The sequence below is a fragment of the Tunturiibacter empetritectus genome, assembly GCF_014201375.1.
In the GTDB taxonomy this organism is placed as follows: domain Bacteria; phylum Acidobacteriota; class Terriglobia; order Terriglobales; family Acidobacteriaceae; genus Edaphobacter; species Edaphobacter lichenicola_D.
The window spans coordinates 583888-605439 of the sequence record NZ_JACHDZ010000003.1; the positions used below are offsets into that span (position 1 = coordinate 583888).

Annotated in this window: 15 protein-coding genes and 2 pseudogenes; 10 read left to right on the forward strand and 7 right to left on the reverse strand. The window is 54.9% G+C overall.

What is annotated here, in order from left to right:
* The first annotated feature begins 350 nt into the window (after positions 1 to 350).
* Positions 351 to 854 (forward strand): hypothetical protein, encoded by a 504-nt coding sequence (locus HDF10_RS11590; protein WP_183813469.1) that lies wholly within the window; start codon positions 351 to 353, stop codon positions 852 to 854.
* A 179-nt stretch (positions 855 to 1033) separates the two neighbouring features.
* Here the strand turns inward: HDF10_RS11590 and HDF10_RS11595 are convergent, their stop codons facing one another.
* Positions 1034 to 1579 (reverse strand): carboxymuconolactone decarboxylase family protein, encoded by a 546-nt coding sequence (locus HDF10_RS11595; protein ID WP_183813471.1) that lies wholly within the window; start codon positions 1577 to 1579, stop codon positions 1034 to 1036.
* Positions 1580 to 1774: 195 nt separating this feature from the next.
* On the opposite strand from HDF10_RS11595, the gene HDF10_RS11600 reads away from it, so the two are divergent.
* The gene (locus tag HDF10_RS11600) at positions 1775 to 2335 is read left to right on the forward strand and encodes a TetR/AcrR family transcriptional regulator (protein ID WP_183813473.1); all 561 of its coding nucleotides are present in this window, start codon (positions 1775 to 1777) and stop codon (positions 2333 to 2335) included.
* A gap of 305 nt (positions 2336 to 2640) precedes the next feature.
* Here HDF10_RS11600 and HDF10_RS11605 read toward each other — a convergent pair whose 3' ends face one another.
* A complete protein-coding gene (locus HDF10_RS11605; RefSeq protein ID WP_183762798.1) occupies positions 2641 to 3024 on the reverse strand; it encodes a HesB/IscA family protein in 384 nt (127 codons plus the stop codon).
* Positions 3025 to 3183: 159 nt separating this feature from the next.
* Here HDF10_RS11605 and HDF10_RS11610 point away from each other — a divergent pair, with 159 nt between their 5' ends.
* Positions 3184 to 3357: a hypothetical protein gene (locus tag HDF10_RS11610; protein WP_183813475.1), complete on the forward strand. Its 174-nt coding sequence runs from the start codon at positions 3184 to 3186 to the stop codon at positions 3355 to 3357.
* 179 nt (positions 3358 to 3536) lie between these two features.
* Positions 3537 to 3809, forward strand: a complete 273-nt coding sequence (locus HDF10_RS11615) for a hypothetical protein (RefSeq protein ID WP_183813477.1) — start codon at positions 3537 to 3539, stop codon at positions 3807 to 3809.
* Between the two features lie 186 nt (positions 3810 to 3995).
* Here the strand turns inward: HDF10_RS11615 and HDF10_RS11620 are convergent, their stop codons facing one another.
* On the reverse strand, positions 3996 to 4487 hold the full coding sequence (locus tag HDF10_RS11620; protein ID WP_183762808.1) for a RidA family protein: 492 nt from the start codon (positions 4485 to 4487) through the stop codon (positions 3996 to 3998).
* A 27-nt stretch (positions 4488 to 4514) separates the two neighbouring features.
* Positions 4515 to 6098 carry a flavin monoamine oxidase family protein gene (locus HDF10_RS11625; RefSeq protein ID WP_311732741.1) on the reverse strand — a complete coding sequence of 528 codons (1584 nt, stop codon included), beginning with the start codon at positions 6096 to 6098 and terminating at the stop codon, positions 4515 to 4517.
* A gap of 296 nt (positions 6099 to 6394) precedes the next feature.
* On the opposite strand from HDF10_RS11625, the gene HDF10_RS11630 reads away from it, so the two are divergent.
* The 3 genes from HDF10_RS11630 to HDF10_RS11640 all read left to right on the forward strand — a co-directional run bounded on the left by HDF10_RS11630 (position 6395) and on the right by HDF10_RS11640 (position 9877).
* Positions 6395 to 7051 (forward strand): TetR/AcrR family transcriptional regulator, encoded by a 657-nt coding sequence (locus tag HDF10_RS11630; protein ID WP_183813479.1) that lies wholly within the window; start codon positions 6395 to 6397, stop codon positions 7049 to 7051.
* Between the two features lie 124 nt (positions 7052 to 7175).
* On the forward strand, positions 7176 to 8384 hold the full coding sequence (locus HDF10_RS11635) for a hypothetical protein (protein ID WP_260177825.1): 1209 nt from the start codon (positions 7176 to 7178) through the stop codon (positions 8382 to 8384).
* Entirely contained in the window at positions 8381 to 9877 is a 1497-nt protein-coding gene (locus HDF10_RS11640; protein WP_311732742.1) for a hypothetical protein, read from the forward strand. The genes HDF10_RS11635 and HDF10_RS11640 overlap by 4 nt, the downstream gene beginning before the upstream one ends.
* Positions 9878 to 9906: 29 nt before the next feature.
* Here HDF10_RS11640 and HDF10_RS11645 read toward each other — a convergent pair whose 3' ends face one another.
* The 3 genes and pseudogenes from HDF10_RS11645 to HDF10_RS21400 form a co-directional block, all read right to left on the reverse strand.
* Positions 9907 to 13500 carry a TonB-dependent receptor gene (locus HDF10_RS11645; protein WP_183813481.1) on the reverse strand — a complete coding sequence of 1198 codons (3594 nt, stop codon included), beginning with the start codon at positions 13498 to 13500 and terminating at the stop codon, positions 9907 to 9909.
* 1673 nt (positions 13501 to 15173) lie between these two features.
* A pseudogene (locus HDF10_RS21395) lies at positions 15174 to 15957 on the reverse strand (IS91 family transposase); the annotation flags it as partial.
* A gap of 86 nt (positions 15958 to 16043) precedes the next feature.
* A pseudogene (locus HDF10_RS21400) lies at positions 16044 to 16268 on the reverse strand (site-specific integrase); the annotation flags it as partial.
* 530 nt (positions 16269 to 16798) lie between these two features.
* Here HDF10_RS21400 and HDF10_RS11660 point away from each other — a divergent pair.
* The 3 genes from HDF10_RS11660 (at position 16799) to HDF10_RS11670 (ending at position 21489) form a co-directional block, all read left to right on the forward strand.
* On the forward strand, positions 16799 to 17839 hold the full coding sequence (locus HDF10_RS11660) for a hypothetical protein (RefSeq protein WP_183813485.1): 1041 nt from the start codon (positions 16799 to 16801) through the stop codon (positions 17837 to 17839).
* 321 nt (positions 17840 to 18160) lie between these two features.
* Positions 18161 to 19054 carry a lipase family protein gene (locus HDF10_RS11665; protein ID WP_183813487.1) on the forward strand — a complete coding sequence of 298 codons (894 nt, stop codon included), beginning with the start codon at positions 18161 to 18163 and terminating at the stop codon, positions 19052 to 19054.
* A gap of 749 nt (positions 19055 to 19803) precedes the next feature.
* Positions 19804 to 21489 (forward strand): S53 family peptidase, encoded by a 1686-nt coding sequence (locus HDF10_RS11670; protein ID WP_183813489.1) that lies wholly within the window; start codon positions 19804 to 19806, stop codon positions 21487 to 21489.
* Positions 21490 to 21552: the final 63 nt, after the last annotated feature.

Below are 21552 nucleotides of genomic sequence, written 5' to 3' on the forward strand. Positions count from 1 at the left end.
AAAGGCACTCGCCAACGACTACCCACAAACCGACATATCGGTACTAATCCGATGTGGCTGAGCGCGATGGCGATGATGCGTTCATTGAGCCTGTATGCGCCGCGCGGGGGAAAACCTAAACATCCCCTCGCTCTTGTTTGGCTTTTCGGAGGCCCCGGTATTCGCCAGGCCACGTCCGTTGGCTTCTTTTGCGACCTCAGCAGGCCTTCCACTATGATCGAGGGATTCGCCACGCGCAAGTTTCTCGCCGAGGAGAAGCGACGTTGGGCTGTGGCAAAACGGTCTCTTCCGTCACTCAAGATTTGACAGCCTTCCGAGGCTGTTCCTGGATTCCTTGAAGGAGTTATTGCATGGCGACTGCTTATTCGCGCAAGACCTCGGAGATACGTAGCGCTGGTCTCGCGATCGCAACAGCCGGTCTAATCGCCGGGACATTGGATCTAACGGAAACCCTGATTGTGTTCGGAGCTAAGTCTCCTCTCGTGATCGCTGCAGGCTTGTTGGGGATGCAAAATGCTTCCCGCGGCGGCGCGCCGATCTACATCCTGGGAGCGCTGCTGCATTACCTGATTGTGTTTTCCGCGGCGGCTATCTACTTCGCAGTGAGTCGCAGGTTGCATTTTCTGCTCGAACACTGGCTGATCTGCGGCTTGTTCTTTGGCGTAGCGATAGATGTTGTTATGAGAATGATTGTTCTTCCGCTTTCGGCCATGCATGCGAGGGGACCTTATCAGTACCACGAATTGGCTCACGGGCTGGCCGCTCACATGATCCTTGTTGGGCTTCCTATAGCGTTCAGTGTTCAGCGGTTCGGCAGAGTCGCTGAGCCGGAGGGTGAAAATGTCGGCCGTTAAGTCTCGCAATATTCTCGTACTGGGAGCCGGAGAACTCGGTCTCCCGGTCCTGCGCAACCTGGCGCGCCGCGCAAAGGCTCCCGAAAGCCACTAAACTTTCGCAGAGCCCAGCCGAAACATGCAGCCCGCGCACTCGAGAGGTTCTCCCAGATACGCGGGCCACGCAACGCAATAAATCGTCAGCCTGCGTTCGCAAACGAGACCTTCGGAAAGTCGATCTCAACCTGCGCCGCCTTGTTGAAGTAGTTCGTCAACACGTTCAGGGCAACGTGCGCAATAATCTCCGCCACCTGGCCATCGTTGAAGCCGGCCGCGCGAACCGCAACCAGATCCTGATCGCTAATCTCTCCGCGAGTCTCAAGAACGCGACGCGCAAACGTAAGAGCAGCAGTAGCATGGGCATCGCGGCCATGCCCGTTGCGAGCTTCCCCAATCTGCTCCGGCGTCAGGCCAACCATCTTGCCGATAGCCGAATGAGCCGACAGGCAGTAGTCGCACTCATTCTCTTGCGCCGACACCAGCGCAAGCTGCTCCCGCGTCTTGGCGTCAAGCAAACCTTTGCCAAGCGCACCGCTCAGCCCAAGATACCCTTCGAGCACAGCCGGCGAGTTGGCCATTACCTTGGTCATATTGGGAACGATCCCAAGCGCACCGTGGACGGCGGTAAGTAGATCCTTGGCTTTACCCGTTGCAACATTCTGATCGATAGCGGAAAGACGCGACATAGAAATTCTCCTCATGGGTTGAAATAAGCTGCAAGCCTCAACTTCTGGCTCACTTGTTTTTTGATACCGAACGATCGGTAAAGTTACAAAGAAATTTACTAGAACCGTCTACCAGCAAAAAAAGAAGCGAACGAACGGTCGGGATACTCTAAAGAAACTGGAGCACCGTAAGTCGGAAGCGAAGGGAGATCCAACATGGCACACTCGACCGTCAGCGATGAGGACCTGCTCAGCCGGTCTGCCGAGGTATTTCGCACCTACGGCTTCGAAGGAACCAGCCTCGCACGCCTCTCGGAGGCAACCGGACTTGAGAAGGCCAGCCTCTACCACCGCTTCCCCGGAGGAAAGGAGCAGATCGCATTGGCGGTAGCCGAAGGAACGCACGCGTGGCTGCGGCTGCACGTCTTCGAGCCTCTCAAAGAGCCTGGAGATCCGCGAAAAAAACTTCGCGCCGCCATCGAGCAGCTGCGAGACTGTTACGCCGACGGCACCCTGCCCTGCGCCTTCGAAGTGCTCTCCCTCGCCGGCGGCAGCCCCGAGCTTACCAACGCTCTCAAAGACGCACTCCAGGCCTGGATCAAAGCCTTCACCGAGATCGCAAAAGAGAGCGGCCTGCCCACCGCCGAGGCCCGCAGGAGAGCCGAGCAGGCCATCGTCCAGATCGAAGGGTCCCTCGTCGTTGGCCGCGTCCTCGGCGACGCCAAAGCCTTTCGCAGGACTCTCGACGAGTTACCCGCCATCCTGACCAACGAATAACCAGCCCGTCACGAACCGGAGCGCACCACCAGCGCCTTCTCCACAGTCTCCAACCCCTCAAGCCACTAGGGGGCCCCTGAAAGGCCTCCTGAAAAATAAACCTGAAAACCGTGGCGTATTGTTCTGCTCTCAAATAACGACTGCTAAAACACCACCTTCACCACACAAAACACCACATCGTCACCACTAAAACACCACGTCCAAAACACCACTTTTCCTGATGCCACCCTCAAAAACGCCCCAAAAAGACACAAAAAAGCCCCGGCAACCGCCGGAGCTTTTTTTCTAAACCAAATCCAAAAAAACTAAACGCTGAAGCTCGATCCGCAACCGCAGGTGCTCTTCACCGCGGCATTCTCGAACTTGAACCCGGCCGCCTCAAGCGTCTCCACGTAGTCCACCGTGCAATTCTGCAGGTACATAGCCGAGGTCGCGTCCACAAACACCTTTAGATCCTCGAACTTATAGACCTTATCCATCATTCCGCTCTGGTTTTCGAATGACATGGAGTACTGGAAACCCGAACATCCGCCACCAACCACGCCGATCCGGAGACCAGCAGGAACCGGAGTCTGAGTCGCCATAATCTCCCGAACCTTATTGATCGCGGCAGGGGTCAGGGTCACAGGCGTAGTCGAAGCAGGTGGTGCTCCAACAACAACTTCGGGGGTAACGGATGCAGTAGCCATCAGAAAATCTCCTTGTCTGATTCAGACATCTTTAAGTGTATGCGCCTGCCACCGCTCCGGCAAGCCCTCATTCCATAGGATGCGCCGCAGCCCGTTCCGATTCAGCTGTTTGCCTAAGAAATCCTGCTACTATCCACCAGTACCTCCCTCTAATTAAACATGAAGCTTCTCCTTTTCATCTCGAACGCCTTCATTAACACTATGGGCATCACCCAGCCCTCGGCGAAGACCGCAAATCGTGCAGCGTGGTTCATCTTTATCATGTTGTGTGCCGTCCTCACCACGGTCGCAACCATAGCATTTCTGGGCATCCGCTGGGCCTTTCAGCACTAGCGTTCCAGCCCCGTTATAAGTTAGTCTCCCCCCCGAAAAACCCTGTCGAACCGCACCCTTCCAAGCGTATGATTGCGGCGGACGGCCTGCTCCGAAGGACGCAAAAACGTCGCACGACTCGGAACATGGACCGCCCGAAAACAAGAACGTCGGCCCTGTCACAGGGCGGAGGAACCGCTATGAGCGCTTTACCTGTTCTCCTAATCGTCTGGGCGGTATTTTCGGCCTGTTTCCTCGCGCTACTCGCCTACAAGGGACAACTCACCCGCTATGAAGAGGACCAGCTCTTCCTCAGTGACAACGCAACTCACGAACAACACATTCAGACCGAGATCGTTCGCAAGGTAACTAAAATCGCGCCATTTGTCCGCGTCTTTGGCGTTGCGGCAGCGGTTATGACCGCAGGTATCATCGGCATCTTCACCTACGACGCCTGGCAACATCTAAGGTAGATCGCCGAAAGAACGCGCCAACCATCCCGCAAGGACTGAATCGGCCCACTGCTAGCCCGCCACGCTGATCGCCTTGGAAAAATCGTTCCAGAACAACTGGAGGTAGAGCCTTCCTGATAGAAAGCTCTGCCTCTCGCGGTTCGACGTGTGTCATCGTCGCTTATTGCATACTTTACGGCCCAGCTTCTACTTCCCTCTCACGGCGATCACTTCTATCTCAATCAGTGCCCACGGAGCAGCCAGCGCCGCCACTTGAAAAGCACTCCTCGCCGGCTTATTCGGCTGATCCTTTGTGCCGAAGAACTGCGTATACGCCGCCTGAAGCCCCGGGAAATCCAGCTTGCCACCCTTCTCCGGATCGCCCGCCAGGAACACCGTCATCTTCACGACGTCCTTCATATCCAACCCTTGCTCTTTCAGCAGCGCCTGAATCTTATTTAACGCGCTCATCGCCTGCGTCTTCGTATCGCCATAAACCGCAGCAGTCCCCTTCGCCTCATCGGCAGGCGTCACAGGCGAAGCCAGCTGCCCGCTCAGATAAAGCGTGTCTCCAGCCCACACACCATTCGCGATAGGCGACTTCTCATTCGGCTGCAGATGCTTCACTACAACCTGTGCCTGCACTCCACACGCAACAGCCATCAACGCTGCTGCCATCACACCAAGCTTGATCTTCATCAGTCACTCCCTATGCTTCCGAAAAAATTAGCTAAGCACCGCGCCAACGGCCCCGGCAAGTCTCGCCGACTTCACCTTATCGGAGATCATTCCGACCGCACGACGAGCACTCAGCGCGGCACCCTCCTGCCATCCCACAATATGGCTCGCCGTATCGCCGGCAAAGTAAATCGGCCCATCCGCCTGGATGATCACGTCATATCCACTCTTGCCGCCACCATATTTACTGATCCACGAGCCCTCATTCCACGGCACTCGACTCCATCCGCAAAACACAGGATTCATCAACTCTTTTCCATGGCCCGGATGAACCTTCTCGATCGAAGCCCGCGACGCCGCAAACTTCTCGTCCAGAGTCATGTCGTAGAACGGTGTATTCAGCTCATCCGTATAACCCGAGACCACCACACCCGTCTGATGCATCAACCGCGACGACGGATACCATATAGGGCTAGGTCCCTGCATCAGATACGACAGGCCGCCGTAGATGTTGTAGTCCTGCTCCCAGAACCTTCTGCTCTCCCACGCAATCTTGTAGGCGCCGCCCATCGTGCTCTCGTCCACAACCTTCTTGAACGCAGGCGACAGGTCATTCGGAGTCTTCTTCAAGATTGAGAACGGCATCGCAATAATGCAGTAGGAAGCCTCCACCTGCCTCGTCGCGCCGCCCTGCGTATACGACACGCGAACACCATTCGAGGTCTTCCGGATCTCCGTCACCGGCGAGTTGTACTGCACCACGGGCCCCAGCGCCTTCGCAAACGCATATGGGATCCGGTCCATCCCGCCCACCGGCTGCATCATCGTCGCCTGCCAGTCCCAGTCCTCTTCGACAAACAGGTCAAACCAGAAGTCCTCATCCAGCAGCACCCGCATATCCAGCGGCACCTCCGGCACCCCCACCTGGGCTCCGGCGCCAGGCGTCGTCTTATATCCAGCTCGCTCCGACCCGACATATGCACCGTTATCGTCGAGCGGTCCATAGACCTTCAGAAACGCCGTCATCCGTTCGCGGTCTTCCTTGCTCAACTCCGAGTCCAGCGCGCCATGTGCAACACACTTCGACAGCAGCTCCGACACATGCCCCCGCGTATCGTTGATCGCCTTTCTCTGCGGCACTGGCTTCCCCTCGTTCGCCCGGTCGTTCTGAAGTAGGGTGGAGCGCGACGTATTGATCTCCACCTCCATCGGAACGCCGAGCTCCCGACAATATCCCAGCATCGTCCAATGTGTGCTCGGCAACCTCGCAGGGCCAAGGTTTTGATAGTTCCCCTCTTCCCACTTAATCGCCTGCTTCGATCCATCGCAGAAGCAAACCTCAGCGCCGGCCCGGCCCGTCCAGTTACGCCCACCCGGTCGTTCGCGCGCCTCCAGCAGAGTCACTTCGTATCCCAGCTTCTGCAGCTCATAGGCTGATACCAGACCGCCGATCCCACCACCCAGCACCACCACCTTTACGCCCTTGCCCGACCCGGCCGCCGCGTGAATTGGCTCAGCCTCCGCACCTCTCATCGGCATCAGCCCGAGAGACTGCATCGTCGCAAACGCGGCGCTATAGCCACCCACCTGCCCTACTCGCATCAGAAAATCGCGCCGGGAGATCCCCATCATGCCACCTCTTTCTTCCAATGAATTCAAATCCTAATGCAGCTGCAAGAGAACGAACATCCTGGTGGAACGGAAAGGAATGGAAGCTTCGCCAAAGACATCGCGGGAGCCGCATCGCCTGAAGCACGGAGCTAAACAAATCAGTTTTTCGAAAAGATATGTCTACTCTATCGCAAAACTTCGGTGCTGGTCAGCAAATTTCGGCAATCGATTCACAGTCGGAGTGGCCAAACGCGACAAAGATGACGATCGTCATAAAATAAGACTCGAAACTTCAATCAACCCAAGGTCGATCTTCGATGAGAGTAAGCCGTACAAAAGCAGCAGAGAACCGCGAACGAATCCTTGATGTTGCAACCAGGCTCTTTCGAGAGCGCGGCATCGATGGCATCGGTGTCGCCGATCTAATGAAGAGCGCCGGTCTCACCCATGGCGGGTTCTATGGCCACTTCAAATCAAAAGATGATCTCGTCGCCCAGGCCTGCGGACGCGCCGTCGTCCGGATGCGTGACAACTGGATCCGCACCATGGACCACTCCAGCGATCCCCTGGAAACCCTCGTCAACGAGTACCTCGTCACCAAACACCGTGACAACGCTGGCCGCGGCTGTCCCATAGCCGCCCTCGGCTCCGAGATTGCACGTCAGGGATCCGTCACGCGACATACCGTCACCGAAGAACTAAAGCCCTTCATCAACTACCTCTCCGAAATTGTTCAGGGCCGATCTACAAGTCTTCGCCGCGAACGAGCCATCGCACTCTACGCCAGTCTGGTCGGCGCTGTCGTCATCGCCCGGGTCGTTGACGATCTCGAGTTTTCCCAGGAAGCCCTAACCGCCGTGGCCAAGGCTATCCAGAGCAAAGGTGCGAAACGGAACGCTCCAGCACCTCGCACGCCGACACCACGGACGAAAAAAAGAACCGTCTCACGCGCTCCTCGCGAAACAAAAGCGTAGTTCACTCCGCTGTCGCCTTCATTCTCGAACACAGTAAGATCTATCTCCCGTTGCAGAAGTAAGACAACTCGATACGCGACAACATATAAGATAGGGCCATCGGCAGCATCGACTGCGAGGTCCCATGGCTTCCTCCACCTTCCCAACTCCGTACGCTGATAGTCACTCCAGAACGCAGGTATCCACGAAGACCGCGAGCGTTCCCTGGTACATCTGGTGCGGCGCGCTCGCTGTCACCTCCTCCTCGATCGGCGGAGCCTGGGACGTCTCCTGGCATCGCTCCATCGGTCGCGACAGTTTCTGGACTCCAGCGCACATGGCCATCTACGCCTGCGGAGTTCTAGCTGCGATCATCTGCGGCTACCTCATGCTGATCAACACTTTCGGACGCTCTTCAAGAGAGAGAGCGGCATCGGTCAATGTCCTCGGCTTCCGCGCCCCGCTCGGGGCCTTCATCGCAGCCTGGGGCGGCATTGCGATGATCACCTCGGCCCCCTTCGACAACTGGTGGCACGCCGCCTATGGTCTGGACGTCAAAATCGTAAGTCCACCCCACACGCTGTTGATTTTCGGCATTCGCGGCGTCGGAGTCGGCATACTTTTTCTCATCCTCGCCGCAATGAATCGCTGCGCAGTCGAAGGACAGCAGGCCAACGAACAAACCTTCAAGACCCTGCAGCGCCTCCTCCTCTACGTTGGCGGTCTCTTCATAGCCGGTCAGATGTTCTTTCTGATCGAGTACACCTGGGACGTCCAGCTACACTCGGCCTCTGCTTACATCGCAATGGCCATCGGCCTTCCGGTCGTCTTCGCCATGCTCTCGCAGGCGTCTCGTTACAAGTGGGCCGCCACCTCCGCCGCGATGGTCTACATGATCTTCGCGATCGCAGAGATTCTCATTCTTCCTCTCTTCCCCGCGCAGCCGAAGCTTGGCCCCGTCTTCTATCCCGTCACCCACATGGTCCCGGCGAAGTTCCCCGTCCTCATCTTCGCTCCCGCGCTTGCACTCGATCTGCTCTGGCAGCGAACCCGCAGTTGGAAGCCCTGGATGGTCGCTCTCGTCTCCGGCTTTTTGTTCGTCTCCGTGCTGGTCATCGTGGAGTGGCCGTTTGCCACCTTCCTGCTCTCCAAGGCATCCGAGAATCGCTTCTTCGGCACTATCTACTTCGACTACAACTCCCGTCCCGACGGCCTCGATCGCCTGCGTCTCTTCCTGCATCCCGATCACGGCTCCGTTCTGTTTGGTGGACTGCTACGCGCCGCAATCTATGGTTCCATCGGAACCTGGATCGGCCTCAGCTTCGGACGCTGGATGCGGAGCGTGCAACGGTGAAGCGTTTGTCCAATCCGATTCGCGTCCATCTGCTCCTCTTGCTCTGTGCCTTCGCCGCTCCCCTTCGCGCCCACGCTCACGTAGGGAGTAAGGATGTCTATGAACAGGTCGATGCAGGCCCTTACAAACTCTTTGTCACGATCCGCACCCCAATCGTGATTCCCGGAGTAGCTTCCGTCGAAGCACGTTCGAGCGGTGCGACAGTCAAAAGCATTCGCATTACTCCTCTTCCAATCACCGGCGAAGCGTCGAAGCATCCTCCCACGTCCGACCCTATGACCAACTCCACCGCCGATCCGGCATTCTTTACCGGCAGCATCTGGATGATGGCCTCCGGCTCCTGGCAAGTCCGCTTCGAGGTTGTAGGAGACGCCGGAGATCAAATCGTCTCGGTTCCAGTACCCGCCGTCGCCCTCTCGACGTTGAAGATGCAACATGGCCTCGGAATCACTCTCGGAATCCTTGGCCTCTTCCTGATTGTCAGCATGGCCGGTATCGTCGCCGCGGCTGTCCGGGATGCTCGCCTGGAACCCGGCGCCATTCCATCTCCAAATCGCAGACGTCGAGCCATTCTTGCAACTGCAGGCAGCCTCGTGGTCATGGCTCTCTTGATATGGGGCGGCGCGGCCTGGTGGAACGTCGAGGCGGCCAGTTACGCGCTGGATGTCTATCACCCCATGGCGCTGACACCGGCACTCTCAGGCAATACCCTCGATCTCAACTTGCAGTCTTACGATGGAGGCAAGGAGCGTAGCTTCCGATCCAACAAAGACTTTCTTCCCGACCACGGACACCTGATGCATCTCTACGCGATTCGAGAGCCGGAGATGGATGCTGTCTTCCACCTGCATCCCGTACTCGCCTCCGCAGGAGACTTTCGTATCGCGCTGCCTGCCATGCCCGCCGGCACCTACAAGCTCTACGGCGACATCGTTCACGCGAACGGCTTCCCCGAAACACTCGTCTCCACCATCACCGTTCCAGCCGATATGCCGGGCGGACCGCTCGGCCCCGACGACGCAAAGGGATCTCCGCAGCCGCTCAGCCAGGGTCAACTCGGCAACTCCTACAAACTACCTGATGGATACATGATAGTGTGGGATCGCCCCTCAACCATCAGCGCAAACACCGCATACGCCTTCCGCTTTCATCTGCTTGACGCCAACGGAAAGCCTGCAACTGACGTTGAGCCTTACATGGGCATGGCGGGTCACGCAGCCTTCGTCAAGACCGACGGCGCCGTCTTTGCGCACACTCATCCAGAGGGTTCCGCTGCGATGGCTGCGCTCATGCTCGCCAACGGAAGCAACGAGTGGAGCGCAAGCGACAACCACACAGTGATGAACATGGACATGGGTTCAGACAGCGCGCCAATCTCCAGCACCGTCCAGTTTCCCTACGGGTTTCCCTCCCCTGGCCGTTATCGAATCTTCATCCAAATGAAACACAGCGCGACCATTGAGACCGGAGCCTTCGACGTCACCGTTCCATAGGCGCTCTCATCTGCGTACAGCCGCAAACGTCAGAAGTTGAGCTTCAACTGGAACTCCGTGCTCCGAGGCCCACCGATGTCTGATGTGCCTGAACCACGCTGCACGCGATTCTGATCGTGATCGCTAAAACTATTGGGACCATTCAGCAGGCCGCTCGAACTGCCAGTGGTGGTATTTGCCAAAGTACCGTTTTGATAGTCTTTGAAGTTCGAGAAATTAGCAACGTTGTAGAACGCGATGCCGGGGACCAGGGACAGACCCTCCCGTATGCGAGAGAGACGGATAGGATAGGAGAAGTTGACATCGAGGGCACGGTAGAACGCGTTCTCGGGCCCATGAGCCTCCGGCACTGGGACGATAGGCTGCTGTGTCGCTTGGAGAGCAACCAACTGCTGCTGACTGAATAGCCCGGCTGCGACGAGAGCCTTGCCGGCTGGTGTCAACTGACCGGCCTGCGTCGCGTTGTATTGGTTAATCAAATTATTCAGGTTCGTGCCCTTGTACTGATGCATGAAGTATCCGGGATTCGTTCCGGGTACAAGATCACCGATCGTGCCGTCACCGGTTACGTCGGACTGGAAGATACCAGCCGTTGAACCGCCGCCGGTTCCTCCATTATCAAGATTTAGATCGGTGGCCGCCGCAGAGTAAAAGTGACCGATGATACCGACCTGTGGTCCATACTTCAGTGTTGCCGATCCGCCGAACGAGATCGCATGCGTGTGATCCAATCCATTCCGGCCAATATATTGGGTAGGATTGTCCCAGTCGTACGAAGGCGAAGCGAAGAACTGGTCCCCTACGCCTGTGTTGCCGTTGTTGATGGCGGGGTTTGCCGTCGAGACGATACGGGAAAACGAGTAGGAGATCTGCAGATTGGAGGACATAATTCCAGGAGCCGGATGGGCCTTCTGCTCGCGGAAGACCGCCTGCAGCGCATCATAGCCAGATCGCCCGACCGGTAGCAGGAAAAGCCCCTCTCCCAGCAAAGGATTGGCACCGGGAAACGCCGCCCCCGTATCGGGAGTGAGTCCACGGTAGGATGCTGGATTGGTGTTGTTAAAGGTTCTCCCCGAATCGACCCCATTCGCCGCGAAGTCCAGGATCGAAGCTCCAGCCGCTATGGAACACGTTATTGCCGCGCTCGTGGATCCACCAGCGCATCCGAAGCCGCTGGTGGTTGTTGCTATGGCATTTCGGGCCGCGGCGGTGTTGAGATAGCGAGCAGCTCCAAGATGATTCACGTCAATCTGTTGAACGATCTTAAGGGTTGAGTTATGAACGTAATCGACTGAGAGGATGCCACCCTTAAAGATCTCCCGCTGAATGCCGCCGTTCCACTGTTCGGAGTACGGCGTTCGGTAAGGAGCCCCATAGATGGCAGTAGCCGTCAACGTATTTCCGACAAATTGACCATTGCTGGCGGGCCCAACGGATGCGGTTACCTTCTGGAAGAGATTCGAAAGGTTGAGGAAGTGCTGACCTGCCTGACTGATTGGTTCTGTGCAAAGCGTAGCGATGGAAACGCCGCCATCGCTCGTAACTACTGTTCCATCCGGAAGCGTTAGCGAGTTGGTTCCCCCGCAAATCGTGTGGTTTGCGTCGTTGAAGAGACCCATTTTGAGAAGCGGGCCACGGGCGTTGAGAGTATTGTTGAAAACGTCACTTTCGTAGAAGATGCCGAATGCTGCACGAAGCACTGTCTTGTGATCGCCGGGGCTGAAAGTGAAGCCAAGCTGAGGACCGAAGTTTGCATACGGCTGGTGAACCTTCTTACCAAGCCCAGGCTGAAACTGATCGAACAGAGGGGCGCTTCCTGAGCACGGTGACAGCAGCCCTGGGGCGACGTCCGAGCACGGAGGGGTTGCCAAGTCCTGGTTGGCCCGGCCGGTATCGACGCTCCAGCGAAGACCCGCTGTGAGCGTGAAGCTGGGACGGATCTTCCAGTTATCCGAGATGTAGGCTCCCTGGCGCCAATCGGTGAGTCCGCCACCCGGAAGGTTGAAACCGGGGTTCTCTGTTGAAAAGCCCTCTCCGTTTCCGAATCGGACCTGGGAAGGGAAGTACCCATTCACGGGGTCGGAGGGGCAGGTGCCGGGAGTTCCGTTCCCGCAATTTGCGACCAGATTGCCAGCCAACAGACTCACACGAGGAGAATCCTGAAAGAAACTGGCAAATCCTCCACCAAGAATACGATTCAGGCTATATCCGTACCGGATCAGATGGGAGCCCTTGGTCCAGGATCCGTCGTAGCGTATTTGTTTATCCGACTGGTAGGTATTCTGAGGAGCATCAACGTTCGGACCGGAGTATAGTCCTAACGACGCAAGACGGAAGTTTAGGTTCTGTCCGTTCGCCCCTTGAAATCCGTTATATACGCTGGTGTTTCCCGCAGTGCCGTCGACCAGAAGATTGTGAAACTTCTCATAGCTGCCGCGGAAAGAGTGAGTGAAGTGTCCCGTCGTGAAGTCCGCGCCACCCGCAAAACCGGGCGTATTGTCGCGGTTGTTGTAGATCTCATAGCCCGCGCCAAAGTTTGAGCTGGACTTGTTGACATCATAGTTCGCACGAACAAAGTAGTGCACACTCAAGGGTCCGTTGTAGTCCAGGCGAACTGTCGAATACGTCTCACGATAAGGAGAAGGAATGGTAGGGTGCGCCTGCTGAATCGCCAGGAAGATTGGGGCCATGGTGATCGAAACGGGAGACTCCTGCTTGATGCGCTCCGCATTTCCGAAGAAGAACAGCTTGTCCTTAATGATCGGTCCGCCGACGCTTCCTCCGTACTGATTACGCTGGAAAGGAGTATCAATCCCTCCGGCAGTGTTCGCAAACAGCGCGCGGTGATCCTGGAAGTTGTAGAAGGCTTGCCCGTGAATCGAGTTGGTTCCGGAGTTGGTCGATACCAGCACCTGGCCGGTAGAAGTCACGTCACCCGAGACATCCTGTGTCGAGCGATTCAACTGAAAATCGCCAATGGCACCTTGGGAGACATTGAAAATGGTGGTTCCCACATTCTCGTCAGTAATGTCCTGACCATCAAGCAGAATGCGGGTCGTGCGACCAGAAACACCGCTGGTTGAGATAGCCGAGTAACCCGCCTTTGTGGGGTCAAAGGATTCGCCACTCTGCAGAATGACGCCCGGTTCAATCTGAGCCAGATCAAGGAAGTTGCGACCATTGACAGGAAGAGTATCGATCTGCGCACGTGTAATAACATCGCTTACACCCGCTTGCTCGGTGTTCACCTGCAGCGCTCCGGCGTTTACTTCAACAGTCTCCGTGGAGGCGCCTATGGTCAGTTTGAAACTTCCCGTAGTTGCGGTACCGGTGCGAACGACCGTTTTGACATTAAGCTTTTCAAACCCAGACGCCGATACAGTCACCGTATAGGGACCGGGATTCAGAGGTCCAATGCTATAAAAGCCGCCCGAGTCTGTGGTCAACCTCTTCGACGAGTTGGTATCACTCCCGACGACCACGACTGTAGCATTAGGCACGATCGCTCCGGTGCTATCTGTAATTGTCCCTTGGATTGATCCACCGTTAACCGAGATCGCCTGCCCCGCTCCCATCACTGTGATGGCGAGAAATAGTACTAGCAACCCACATAGTGTCTTCATGATTCGTCTCCTGTGCCTCGCAAGATAATCAAAAGCGATGCCGCGATGCATGACCGCGGATCGACAAACTGAATTCAGGCCGACCTTTCGCAAACCGAACTGCGATCTACGCGGTCGTTTTTAGATAGGCATGTGTTCCATCACGTCCATTACTGAAGGAATGTTGTTGACCGGCCGAATCTGGCCTGCACTACAAGCACTCTTCGCTATATGCACGAAAGATCTCTAATCCGAGATGGAACGGATCGTAATCACGCCTGGGTTCTATTTACGCTACGTTCAACGCTGTTAGGGTGGGATTTGTTCCAGACGTACTGCCACACGTGGTGGAATCTTTCGAAGAACTGCGGACCATACGATCTTCCTTCTAGGTACGGAAGATTTGACGAGACAGGTTCGCATCGATAGTGGGGAAACCCAAATTCGCAACACCCTGTAAGCCAATAAACTACTTCGAAATAATCGAATCGATACTTGGTACGACTGACTTTAGGGGAACGCGATGGGATCTGCTATGGCCGCTTCTAAAAAGTTTTCCATAGCCACTCCTCTTTTTCGCAACTGATAATCCGCGAAGCTCGCGAGTGCGATAAATCGCTCGTGCTCTACATTTTTTGGAATTACCCTGACTCTTAACTTGTTGATAGAGAGCACCCGACTCTCAGCCGTTCAAAGGCACGCGCCAAACTATTTCAAAGAATCCCTGTCGTCGGACGAGTGCGACGATATGAAGAATCTATATGAATAATTTTCCTGCCCAAATGCTGCCAAAAATGAAGCGCAAGTGCTTTGTTTCTGGTGCCCGGAGGGGGACTTGAACCCCCACGACCTGATAAGGGTCTGCGGATTTTAAGTCCGCTGTGTCTGCCGATTTCACCATTATTATGTGTGGTTTATGGTAACGGAGCAATTAAATGTGTAAGTCTATGTGTAAAGTTCACTCCAAGTAAATTTGTGGGTAGCGGATTTCGATTGGCGAAGTTCTCGAATATACGCTTTGAGAATCGAGCAGTTCTCCGTCAGACTACGGCGACTCAGGCCCCGTATCGCGGGCTTCCTGATCAGCAATCGCGTACATCGGATCGGTTCTAGGAGTTCCGGCTGCAGCGGTGGGTGGAGTATCAGCGGCTTCGGTATAGAAGGCGCGACAAGCGTGAATGCTATATCCACGCTTTTTGGCCCGCGACCGCAATCACGTTGGGTATTCAAAATGCACCTTTTTTCCCCTGATTGGACATAGGAATGTCGACGGCGCTCGATGTTTGTGCATTTTGTGCGGCTTACACCGCACCTTGAATTGCCCCAACACTTGCCGGAGTTGACGAGTCGCCCGAGAAGTCTCAGTGCTGTATCTGGACCGCACGGTTGAGATTGTTTGACGTGGCACAGTTCTGGATGGTGCGGTCCAGATACAGCGACTTGAAGGAAGCCGCTTTGTCCGGGGCCGCTGGTCTATGGGAGTTGGATAGGCTTGAGCTGTTTGTGGCAGCGATGAGGCCGGACGTTTTGGTGTTCTGAGAGCTCTTGACCTGGGAGTTGATGGCGACGGATGAGCGTCGGCCCGTGACCAGACTGGTCTGTTGCCCTTGAAGAGCGGCCTTGAGGATCGGTAGGGGCGTAGGACAGGCAGGGATGGTGAGGCACCAAGTCCGTTCGAGGCTGAGGTTGGAGGTTCATGCGGCTTTCCTGTCTGGGAGCGGTGGAGGACGAACCAGCAGTTGAGCCGAGGAGAGCCGTTCGGTCACGTACATCGTTCCGCCGCAGTGTGGACACTTCGGAAGAACGGTTGACCGGGTGGCTTGTTGAGCAGCGTGCGCTGGCAGGTCTGGTGAACTCTCAAGGAGGTTGAAGCAGAGTGGCAGCAGCCTGGCTCGTTGCCGATTGGCGAGGAAGCCGAAGTTGCGGATGCGGACGAAGCCCGGTGGGAGCAGATGGAGCAGGAAGCGGCGGAGGAACTCGTCGACCGGCAGGCTGATGACTCGCTTCCTGTTGCCGTGCGCGGAGTCACGCCAGCGGAAGCTGACCTGACCATCGGAGAGTGATCAGCCTGCTGTTGGCGATGCCGACGCGATGTGTGTATGCGCCGAGGTAGCGCAGGGTGTGCTCGGGTCCACCGAAGGGACGCTTGGAGTAGACGACCCAGTCATGACGGAACAGGACTCTAAGCCAGGCGGCGAAGCAGCGTGGCTCAGCGAGCGATGCGAGAGGTCCGTGGAACTCAAGCTTGCGATCAAGGAACGCGGTCTTGAGACCGGCGATGAACTTGCCGCGGAAGACGCGTCCGAGCACCTTGACTGGAAAGAAGAAAGATCGTCGTGAGGAGATCCAACCGGAGTGATCCGGGGCCAGACCTCCAGCGGCGATGACACAGTGGACATGAGGATGATGTTGCAGCCTCTGGTCCCAGGTATGAAGCACGCTGAAGAAGCCGATCTCCGCGCCCAGGTGGCGCGGATCAGCCTTGCGACTTCCTGCTGACTGAGGATCTGCGGCAGCCGCAGCACCTTCTTCGGATAGGGCGTCTCGGCTGCACTCCAGCCTCGCTTCAACACCTGGATGTAAAGAAAGCGCAACGCTGCCAGCCGTTGCGTAACGGTGTTGGGGGCCAGCTTCCAGGTGCGAAACATCGCTGCCTGATACTGCCGAATGTGATCCGGGCCAAGCTTGTCGGGCGAACAACGGAAGTGCTGAGCGAAGTGCTCGACGGTGCGGATATAAGCGTGAATGGTTCCTGGGGCGTAGTTGCGACGCTCCAACTCTTCCAGCATGATCTGACGTAGATGGGTCACAGAGAATCCTCCTTCTCTGCGACAAACGCTAGATCATCCACTCAACTGCCTGCCCAGCGGACGCTACGCGTGCGATACTCCGGACATCATGGGCTGCCGAAGCGTCCTGAATCGACTTTCGCCTCTTTTTGCTAACTCGCTATCCTTCAGCCTGTTGCAGGCGAAAATCGATTCAATTCCCATAGCCTGACCGCATCCGCCGCAAACGCAAGCGGCTCCCTTCAAACGGCTCTATCTTAACTGCCCGACCAGCTGATCCTGGCGACTACACGGTTCTGCGTTTTGGGCAGTCAAGATAGAGTCCTAACGTTTTGTGGAAACTGTGAAGGCTAGTTAACTGTCGGTCGGTAAGATAGTTTCAAGTTGCTGACAATCGAAAGCAACTGGCGAGAAGCGCTTTTATGGAGTTTGAATCAAAGCATTTGGATGTTGCGAACGACTGGACTTGTTCGCCAGCCCAATCGCACGTTGAAGCCGCGATCTGATTCTATGAGACTATTTCACTACCTATGCCGAGACTACTAGACGGATTTGCGCTCACTGAGACTACCTTCATTCAGGAATGGACAAAGCTTTCTGGCGTGAGTTCCCTGTTAGCGTGCGCGGATGATGCTGGCATTCGTATTGGAATTTGGGGCGGTTTAATTCGAAATTTCGTTCTCGATGATCGCCCGCTCAGTATTGAGCAACAGTCACCAGAGGGACAATCACTAGGGGAACAGTCGCTCCATCTGATCGACTTCGTCGACCCCTACTCGGATATTGATTGCGTTTTAGACCGAGTGGATGATTGGCATCTCATTGCGCAATCGATCTCGTCCAGCGTCGCATTTGCCGGATATCACCGCTGGGAAGTCCAAGCTCTTGATCGGATCACATCATCTATGAATAACTATGCGCGGATTTCAGCAGAGTCTCTGATCGCGTGGCACGAAGGATTTGATCATGAGCGGAGGCCGAAGATTAGCCTTCAGGGGTTGGATGGCAATATATTCGCGCTTCTGGAGAATCCTGCTGTCCGGGTGGAGTTCCGCGCTCAGGCCGACGGGATCCGTCATCGAAATTCCTGGCAAAACATCCTCGACTCTCTCAGGCTCTCGAGATTTGTCTTCCAGTACGAAAACGAAGCGAAGCAAGATCAACAGCTTGTCTTTCCTGACGAACAAAGGATGGAAAAGATCGGAGAATCTTCCGCTACGGAAAATATCGGAAGGAACAATTGGTTACGGTTCGACTTAGCCGTGCTTGATATCATCGTAACTGCCCGGTCGCTGTCGTCTGCAGCGAAATATCTACTCGAACTCTATCATCGCCTTCCAACAGCAATTCGTGAAGGTTCCGCGATTCTTACGAGGTTTCATGCGCGCTACCAACCTGAGATGAAATTTATAGGAGGACTCGTCTATCGCCAACGAGATTCTCAGAAGATTCGCCTCCGGTTGCTCACTGACATGGAAGGGAACCTATCGCATGGAGGATTCAGGAGCACCGTGCCGTGGACACGCATCTGGTCCTTGGGACCTAACGGGGATAACTGGCTGTCGGCATGAGGATTTCAGGAACGGCGTTGCAGTCGTTTCGTGGAGGCCCGTCAACCAGATCTCATCATTTAGTCAAACGCAAGCATTCGACCTGGCATCCGTTGCACAAATAGTGGAAAACGAACCCAATTATAAGCAAACACCATTGAAGTCGCCAATGAATGAACAGACATCGAAAGAAATCGGTCGATATTGGAAAATATTGTCAATCCCTGGCATCGTGCGCATAGGTCCGAGCCTAACGTTGAGATTCGACCACGCCTACATGGCCCAATTTTTCGGGCACAATGTACAAACTTTGGTTGGATTGGTTGATCCAGAGGACGTGAAATGAAGGTAAACCTCAACATATTCGGGCCGCCCCGTTTGCCAGTGACAAATGAAGACCCGCTCGTCTATATCTCACACGGGTTTAAGAGCGATGGCGAAAGTATGATCAGGCTCGAGAACCTTATAGGACACGTGATGCCGCGTGCGACCACCTATCGATTCCAATATGAGTGGAGACATTCGGTTGTTCGAAGTGGCGCAGAACTAGCTAACACCGTGTTCGGAAACACCAAGAAAGACAGGCCACTACTTCTGGTGGGTCACAGTATGGGTGGCCTCGTATCGCGAGTTGCTAATTTAATTCTCACTGACCCAAAAGCCTTTGCTGCAGAAGTTCCTAAGCTTAAGTCTTTTGATTACGGAGACGACACCAAGCCGTTGAAGGCGTTCTGTTTCGAATCAAAAACGAAGCGAAAAGTGAATGGGATCGTTACATTGGCCACTCCCAATTCAGGGGCATTCTTGCAAGGACAGATGAGCTCCTATCTGGCTCTCGCGCAGTGGGGTGTCAATCTTGCAGCTTCACTGCGGCATCCATCTGTCCACGATTTGACTACAGCCCGTTTGTTTCGCTTTCTACAGCAATTCTCAACCGACACACCCTTTTTGTCAGTTTCCGGATCGAGCATTAGTCGGTTTGGGACAGGCGCAGGACTACTTAGCCAAACAGCAAGTAAATTGGGACTAAATCTCACGTTTCCGAACGACTGGGTTGTTGAGGACGTCTCAGTAGATCTTTCGAAATCGATACTTCCCAACGAAATTATTCACCACGGCAATGCTCTGTACCTACACCTTCGAGCTTATGAGAACTGCACAAGTGTCACGCATTCATCCATTCACCAAGAGCGCATTGTCGCCGACTACATCGGCGATTTTGCTTCACGCTGCTAGAAAGATCTACTGGCTTCGCGTGATCCGCAGATTCACCAAGTCCTCCGAATCAGGCGCAATCGAAGCAATTCCGAAGCGCCCGCAAAATCGCGTTTTCTTCGAATCGCAGACAGTCTTGCTTTAGAGGGCAACCTTTGATCATGAAATGTCCAAAGTCCTGGAAGACGCGATCAAAGATCTCTATGTGGTTTCTGCGGTTACCCACTTGCACAGGACACCTCGCCTTATAAATGTTGTCACTCTTCGTACGCAATTCTTTGCTTCATGCCACGCCTTTACGACAACTCTATGGGCACACCTTGAAGAATACGCAACCGAAGCACTCACAGTGTGGGGATGATTGGAAGATTTCAAACACTGTCAATCGTATCAGGCCGCCTGTACTCAGGAGCCATCGGCTGGCCCATCTGTTCGCGGTTCAGCAGGCAGATCTTACGCAAATTAATCAGACCAAGAAGTTCCTATGACGGTCTCTCTGCGTGCGCAGAAAGCAGCAATGCGGTCATGTGGCTCCTTTCATATTTGTCAGTGCTCCACATAAGGTCTTGCAATGTTTGTATTTCTGTGATAGACGTTGTGTTCGGCCAGCATAGCAGCAGCTAATATCAGCCCGAATGCAGCTTCGGCTTGTTTGATTGATCGAATTCCTCAGTTGCGAGTCACCAGTCCAAAACCCTCCGACAGCCGATGTCAAACTTCAATGAGTCTCTTGTCAGTCGCATTCTAGAGAGCCAAGGAGAAGGGGAATCATGTTTAAAAAAAGCAAGCGTCTCAATCTCGACGCGATAAAGGCAATTCTTATCGGGGCCTGCATTTCTCCGGTCGCTCTTGCGGGACAATCAGATGCGGGCTTTAAGCAATTCGACAATAGCATAGTAAGACTCCCCTCTTCTCAATCGGGCATAGCTGCCCTGAGCAATGATGCGAAGTCACGCAAATTGGAAATACACTTCACCCTTAAAACAACAAATTTGGAGGAACTCGAAGCGCGCGTGGCGAGAGGTGAAATCATTTCATCTCAGGAGATGACAGAAAAGTATTCTGGTAGCAAAGCGCAGTATAACCAACTGCTTAATTGGCTCAAACCTCGTGGCTTCCAGATAACCCAGGTCAGTGCCGACTTCACTAATATTTACGCAAAAGCGAGTGTTGCGGACATTGAAAAAACTTTGGGTGTGAAAATGGTCGTCGTTACCTATCAGGGAAGAACCGAACCCTCCGCTATTACTCCGCCTAAACTTCCGATAGAGGTCGGCGATAGCGTTATTGCGATTGGCGGTCTTCAGCCCGTTATTCAGGCGGTGAAACACATTGTTACGCGAAAACAATCGGGCGCGATGGGGGGCGACGACAAGGCTCCCGTGCCCCGGCCAGCGTTTGCAACTCAACCCACCTTCAAGGTCAATGAGATCCTCAATGCGTATGGAGCTGGCAATTTAGGAGTATCAGGACGTGGAGAAAGAATCGCAATTCTGATTGACACCTTCCCGAAAGTGACCGATTTGCAGACGTTTTGGCAAAAAGGTGGCTTGCCTATTACCCTGGATCGGGTAAAAGTCATCAATGTTCAGGGTTCGACGGCACCTCTTTCCGCGCCCGACGGAGAGGAAACGCTAGATGTTGAGTGGGCGAGCGGCATCGCACCTGGAGCCGAAATTAGGGTCTATGCGTCAGGATCGCTGGATTATGACGCCCTCGATAGGGCCTTGGACACGATTTACTCCGATGCTCAAAAAATGGATGGACTTAATCAAGTGTCGATCAGTCTGGGTCTACGAGAGGACTTGGTCAGTCCTGACGAAATTAAGGCCGAACATATCAAGTTCCTTAGATTCCAAGGGCGGGGTATCACTGTATTTGTATCGTCAGGAGATGCTGGGTCAAACCCTGATGCATCTGGACATGCAAGGAGTCCCGATCCGCCGCAGGTTGAATACCAATCCTCTGATCCTTCTACTGCAGCCGTTGGCGGCACAACACTCTCTCTAGATCGTTCGACAGGCAGAGTTCTTAGTGAGACGGGGTGGATAGATAGCGGAGGAGGCGTTAGTGCATCATTCCCCCGTCCGGTTTGGCAAACTTCCGCGGGTGCGACTTTTCCAGGCAAACGACTAGTTCCCGACGTTAGCGCCGTAGCGGATCCAAATCCAGGCGCATTCGTCTGGTTCAAAGGTAAGGAGTGGCCTGTCGGGGGAACCAGTTGGAGTGCTCCAATGTGGGCCGGGTTCTCTGCACTCATTGGCGAATGGCGTCGGGCACACGGTAAACCGCCTTTGGGTTTTCTGCCATTCACTTTGTATAAGTTGCAAACGGGCTTGGGAGTTAGAGACATAACTAAGGGTTCTAATGGATTTTATAGCGCTGGCGTGGGCTGGGATCCAGTCACCGGCCTAGGCGTACCAGATCTTGGCGAACTGGTGAAGTCAATTCCCTAACTAGAAGATTATTAGGATAAGAATTGCGCTGTCGACCTGAAAGCAAACTGAGTAAGGTGTGTG

What these genes read in the sequence shown, in the direction of transcription:
- HDF10_RS11600 (WP_183813473.1), top strand. Translation starts at nt 1,775, where the DNA reads ATGGCACACTCGACCGTCAGCGATGAGGACCTGCTCAGCCGGTCTGCC.
- HDF10_RS11635 (WP_260177825.1), top strand. Translation starts at nt 7,176, where the DNA reads ATGGCTTCCTCCACCTTCCCAACTCCGTACGCTGATAGTCACTCCAGA.
- HDF10_RS11665 (WP_183813487.1), top strand. Translation starts at nt 18,161, where the DNA reads ATGAAGGTAAACCTCAACATATTCGGGCCGCCCCGTTTGCCAGTGACA.
- HDF10_RS11625 (WP_311732741.1), bottom strand. Translation starts at nt 6,098, where the DNA reads ATGATGGGGATCTCCCGGCGCGATTTTCTGATGCGAGTAGGGCAGGTG.
- HDF10_RS11660 (WP_183813485.1), top strand. Translation starts at nt 16,799, where the DNA reads ATGCCGAGACTACTAGACGGATTTGCGCTCACTGAGACTACCTTCATT.
- HDF10_RS11620 (WP_183762808.1), bottom strand. Translation starts at nt 4,487, where the DNA reads ATGAAGATCAAGCTTGGTGTGATGGCAGCAGCGTTGATGGCTGTTGCG.
- HDF10_RS11595 (WP_183813471.1), bottom strand. Translation starts at nt 1,579, where the DNA reads ATGTCGCGTCTTTCCGCTATCGATCAGAATGTTGCAACGGGTAAAGCC.
- HDF10_RS11590 (WP_183813469.1), top strand. Translation starts at nt 351, where the DNA reads ATGGCGACTGCTTATTCGCGCAAGACCTCGGAGATACGTAGCGCTGGT.
- HDF10_RS11670 (WP_183813489.1), top strand. Translation starts at nt 19,804, where the DNA reads ATGTTTAAAAAAAGCAAGCGTCTCAATCTCGACGCGATAAAGGCAATT.
- HDF10_RS11605 (WP_183762798.1), bottom strand. Translation starts at nt 3,024, where the DNA reads ATGGCTACTGCATCCGTTACCCCCGAAGTTGTTGTTGGAGCACCACCT.
- HDF10_RS11645 (WP_183813481.1), bottom strand. Translation starts at nt 13,500, where the DNA reads ATGAAGACACTATGTGGGTTGCTAGTACTATTTCTCGCCATCACAGTG.
- HDF10_RS11630 (WP_183813479.1), top strand. Translation starts at nt 6,395, where the DNA reads ATGAGAGTAAGCCGTACAAAAGCAGCAGAGAACCGCGAACGAATCCTT.
- HDF10_RS11615 (WP_183813477.1), top strand. Translation starts at nt 3,537, where the DNA reads ATGAGCGCTTTACCTGTTCTCCTAATCGTCTGGGCGGTATTTTCGGCC.
- HDF10_RS11610 (WP_183813475.1), top strand. Translation starts at nt 3,184, where the DNA reads ATGAAGCTTCTCCTTTTCATCTCGAACGCCTTCATTAACACTATGGGC.